We start from the raw sequence: 3,353 nt of genomic DNA, 5'->3' as shown, positions 1-3,353 counted from the left end.
CTCGTGTACGCGCACGACGGCGAGCGGGCGCTGGAGGAGGTCACCGCGCGCGATCTGCACCCGCGCACGTCGCTCGTACGGCGCTCCAGCCTCGAAGACGTCTTCCTGCGACTGACCGGACGGTCGCTGATCGAATGACGACCGAGCAGACGCACGCGCCCACGCTCGACGAGCTCCGCGAGGAGGCCCTCGCGTGGGGGCGCCGACCGCGGGCCTGCGGCGCGCTGTACGTCACGGAGCACATGGTGCGCGCGATGCGCGCCTACGGATGGACGATCGTGGTCGGGGCGCTGGGGCAGCCGATGCTCTACCTGCTCGGCCTCGCCGTCGGGCTGGCCGCGCTCATCCAGGCGCCCATCGACGACGGCGGGCAGCAGGTGCCGTACCTCGTCTTCGTGGCCCCGGCGCTGCTGATGACCTCGGCGATCGCCGTCGCCAGCGAGGAGTTCACCTACCCCGTGATGGCGGGCTTCAAGTGGCGGCGGTACTTCTTCGGATTCTCGGCCTCGCCGCTGTCGCCGGGGCAGATCGCCGGCGGCGTGGTGGCGGGCGCCGCCGCGCGCATGACGATGACCGTCGTGCTCTACTTCGCCTTCATCGCCGTGTTCTTCGCCGTGCTGCAGCCCGGCGCCCTGATGCCGGCCGCGGCGTGGCTGTCGATGCCCATCGGCATCCTCGCGGGACTCTCCTTCGGCGTGCCGCTGATGGCGTATGCGGCGTCGATCGTGGACGACAAGGGTCAGTTCGCGCTGGTGCAGCGCTTCGTGTTCATGCCCATGTTCCTGTTCTCGGGAACGTTCTATCCCCTGACGAACCTCCCGATCGGCCTGCAGTGGATCGGATGGATATCGCCGCTGTGGCACGCCACCGAGCTCGGCCGAGTCGTCACCTACGGCGCCGAGGTGGCGCCGGGGATGATCGCGGTGCACCTGATCTATCTCCTCGCGCTCACCGCCGGCGGACTCGTCGTCGCGCGGCGCCTGTTCGCCAGGAGGCTCGCGGCATGAGCGCCGTCACGACGCAGCACCCGGTCGGCCGAGCCCGCGTCGGCGGGGGGCGGGCCCTCTGGTCCGGCAATCCGCAGTCCGTGGTGCAGCGCGGCCTGATCGCGGCGCGATCCTCCAGCTGGGTCGTTGTCGTGTCGGGCTTCTTCGAGCCGGTGTTCTACCTGATGTCGATGGGGATCGGGCTCGGCGTCATCATCGGCGAGGTCGAGGCGGCGCCGGGGGTCGAGGTGAGCTACGCCGCGTTCATCGCCCCGGCACTCCTGGCCGTCTCGGCGATGAACGGCGCGATCTACGACTCGACGTGGAACGTCTTCTTCAAGCTCAACTACGGCAAGCTCTACGAGGGCATGCTGGCGACCTCGCTCGGTCCGCTCGATGTCGCGCTCGGCGAGATCCTGTACGCACTGCTGCGCGGCCTCGTCTACGCGTCGGGGTTCATGATCGTCATGCAGATCGCCGGTCTCAACCTCGCGTGGACCGCGATCCTGGCCCTTCCGGCGGTACTCCTGATCGCCTTCGGCTTCGCGGCGGTGGGGATGGCGGTGACGAGCTTCATGAAGACCTTCCAGCACATGGACTGGATCAACTTCGTGCTTCTGCCGATGTTCCTGTTCTCGGCGACCCTGTACCCGATCTCGGTCTACCCGGAGTGGGTGCAGCAGATCATCATGGCGTTCCCGCTGTGGCACGCCGTCGACCTCATCCGCGGCCTCACGACCGGCATCCTCTCGGTGGGGATGCTGTGGCACGTGCTCTACTTCGTGGTCATGATCGCCCTCGGGCTGGTGTTCACCACGCGGCGGCTGCGCGCCCTGTTCCTGGACTGAACGCGCCGCCGCCGCAGACGGTCAGAGCGAGCCGCTGGCGGCGACGCCGATGTTGTCGTCGTAGTCGACGTCTTTGGTCTCCGGGGCGAGGAGGAGGGCGACGAAGGTGAGCACCGCCATCGCGGACAGGTAGACGCCCACGAGCCACGGAGCGCCGCCGGTCGCGGCCCACAGGGCCACCGCCACGATCGGGGCGAGAGCGGCGCCGAGGATCGAGGAGAGGTTGTAGGCGATCGCCGACCCGGAATAGCGCACGTTCGTCGGGAACAGCTCGGGGAGGACGGCCCCCATCGGCCCGAACGTCGCACCCATGAGCATGAATCCGAACACGAGGAACGCCTGCACCATCGCCCCGGTGAACTTCGGGTCGGCCTGCGGCAGCAGGAACACGTTGAAGGTCAGCCCGAAGACGATGATCAGACCGGTGATCCACAGCAGCAGGCGCCGTCGGCCGATCGCGTCGGCGACGGGTCCGGCCAGTAGGGTGAAGATGCCGAAGAAGACCACGCCGATGATCTGCATCAGCACGAAGTCGGTGTAGCCGAAGCCGAGCCCGGGGTAGAACTGGTCTGCGAACGCGGCCGCGTCGAAGCTCTGGCCGGATGCCTCCGCGGCCGTGCGCGCCGCCGCGGTGGCCGTATCGAGGTCGGCCGCCTTGGTGCCGTACGAGAGCGTGAAGTTCGTCATCAGGTAGAACAGCACGTAGGTGGCCAGCATGATGAAGGTCCCGAGCACGATCTGCCAGCCGTTGCGGCGGACCACCGTGACCAGGGGGAATTTGCGCAGCGCGCCGTGCGCTCCGGCCTTCACGAACGTCTCCGACTCCACCAGGCGCAGGCGCACCCACAACCCGATGATGACCATGACGGCAGAGAAGAGGAACGGCACGCGCCATCCCCACGCGAGGAACGCCTCGGACTGCTGCGTGGGTCCGTCGGGATGCGGGAGGGCCCAGCTGATTGCGAGGAACACGCTGTTGGCGATGATGAACCCGAGCGGAGCGCCGAGCTGCGGGAAGGTGCCGTACCAGGCGCGCTTGCCCTTGGGTGCGTTCTCCGTCGCTACCAGGGCCGCGCCCGACCACTCACCGCCCAGCGCGAAGCCCTGGGCCAGGCGCAGGACGAGCAGGAGCACCGCGGCAGCGGCGCCGATGTCCTGGAAGGTGGGGAGACAGCCGATGAGGATCGTGGCGACGCCCATGGTGAGCAGGGACCACACCAGCGTGATCTTGCGGCCGAACCGGTCGCCGAAATGGCCGAAGACGATGGCACCCAGCGGGCGGGCGATCATCGCCGCGCCGAAGACGCTGAACGACAGCAGCAGAGCGGTCGTGTCGTTCCCGGTGGGGAAGAAGAGCGTCGGGAAGACCAGTACGGCAGCGGTGGCGTAGACGTAGAAGTCGTAGAACTCGATCGTCGTGCCGACGAGGCTCGCGGTGATGACGCGAGAGCGGGGATTCGCCGGAGCGGTTCGGGGGGAAGTCATGGCGAGCGACAAGCTTACTCTCGGCGCCCGCCGA

Annotated in this window: 3 protein-coding genes and 1 pseudogene; 3 read left to right on the top strand and 1 reads right to left on the bottom strand. The window is 68.3% G+C overall.

Annotated features, from left to right (window positions below):
- The 3 genes and pseudogenes from B4E30_RS06630 to B4E30_RS06620 form a co-directional block, all read left to right on the top strand.
- Positions 1 to 138 (top strand): annotated as a pseudogene (locus tag B4E30_RS06630) (ABC transporter ATP-binding protein); the annotation flags it as partial.
- Positions 135 to 1,007, top strand: coding sequence for an ABC transporter permease (locus B4E30_RS06625; protein ID WP_286794139.1), 873 nt, complete (start codon positions 135 to 137; stop codon positions 1,005 to 1,007). The pseudogene B4E30_RS06630 and the gene B4E30_RS06625, both read left to right, overlap by 4 nt.
- Complete coding sequence (locus B4E30_RS06620) at positions 1,004 to 1,834, top strand: ABC transporter permease (protein ID WP_286794137.1); 831 nt, start codon at positions 1,004 to 1,006, stop codon at positions 1,832 to 1,834. The genes B4E30_RS06625 and B4E30_RS06620 overlap by 4 nt, the downstream gene beginning before the upstream one ends.
- Positions 1,835 to 1,855: 21 nt before the next feature.
- Here the strand turns inward: B4E30_RS06620 and B4E30_RS06615 are convergent, their stop codons facing one another.
- Complete coding sequence (locus B4E30_RS06615) at positions 1,856 to 3,319, bottom strand: MFS transporter (protein ID WP_286794135.1); 1,464 nt, start codon at positions 3,317 to 3,319, stop codon at positions 1,856 to 1,858.
- Positions 3,320 to 3,353: the final 34 nt, after the last annotated feature.

It is taken from the genome of Microbacterium sp. UBA3394 (assembly GCF_002358725.1).
Taxonomy (GTDB): Bacteria; Actinomycetota; Actinomycetes; order Actinomycetales; family Microbacteriaceae; genus Microbacterium; species Microbacterium luteum.
The sequence above is the reverse complement of the archived record's forward strand: the minus strand, read 5'-3'. Positions and strand labels throughout refer to the sequence as shown.

Bases quoted from the DNA above. Each gene is read 5' to 3' on its own strand.
- B4E30_RS06625 (WP_286794139.1), top strand. From the start codon at position 135: ATGACGACCGAGCAGACGCACGCGCCCACGCTCGACGAGCTCCGCGAG.
- B4E30_RS06620 (WP_286794137.1), top strand. From the start codon at position 1,004: ATGAGCGCCGTCACGACGCAGCACCCGGTCGGCCGAGCCCGCGTCGGC.
- B4E30_RS06615 (WP_286794135.1), bottom strand. From the start codon at position 3,319: ATGACTTCCCCCCGAACCGCTCCGGCGAATCCCCGCTCTCGCGTCATC.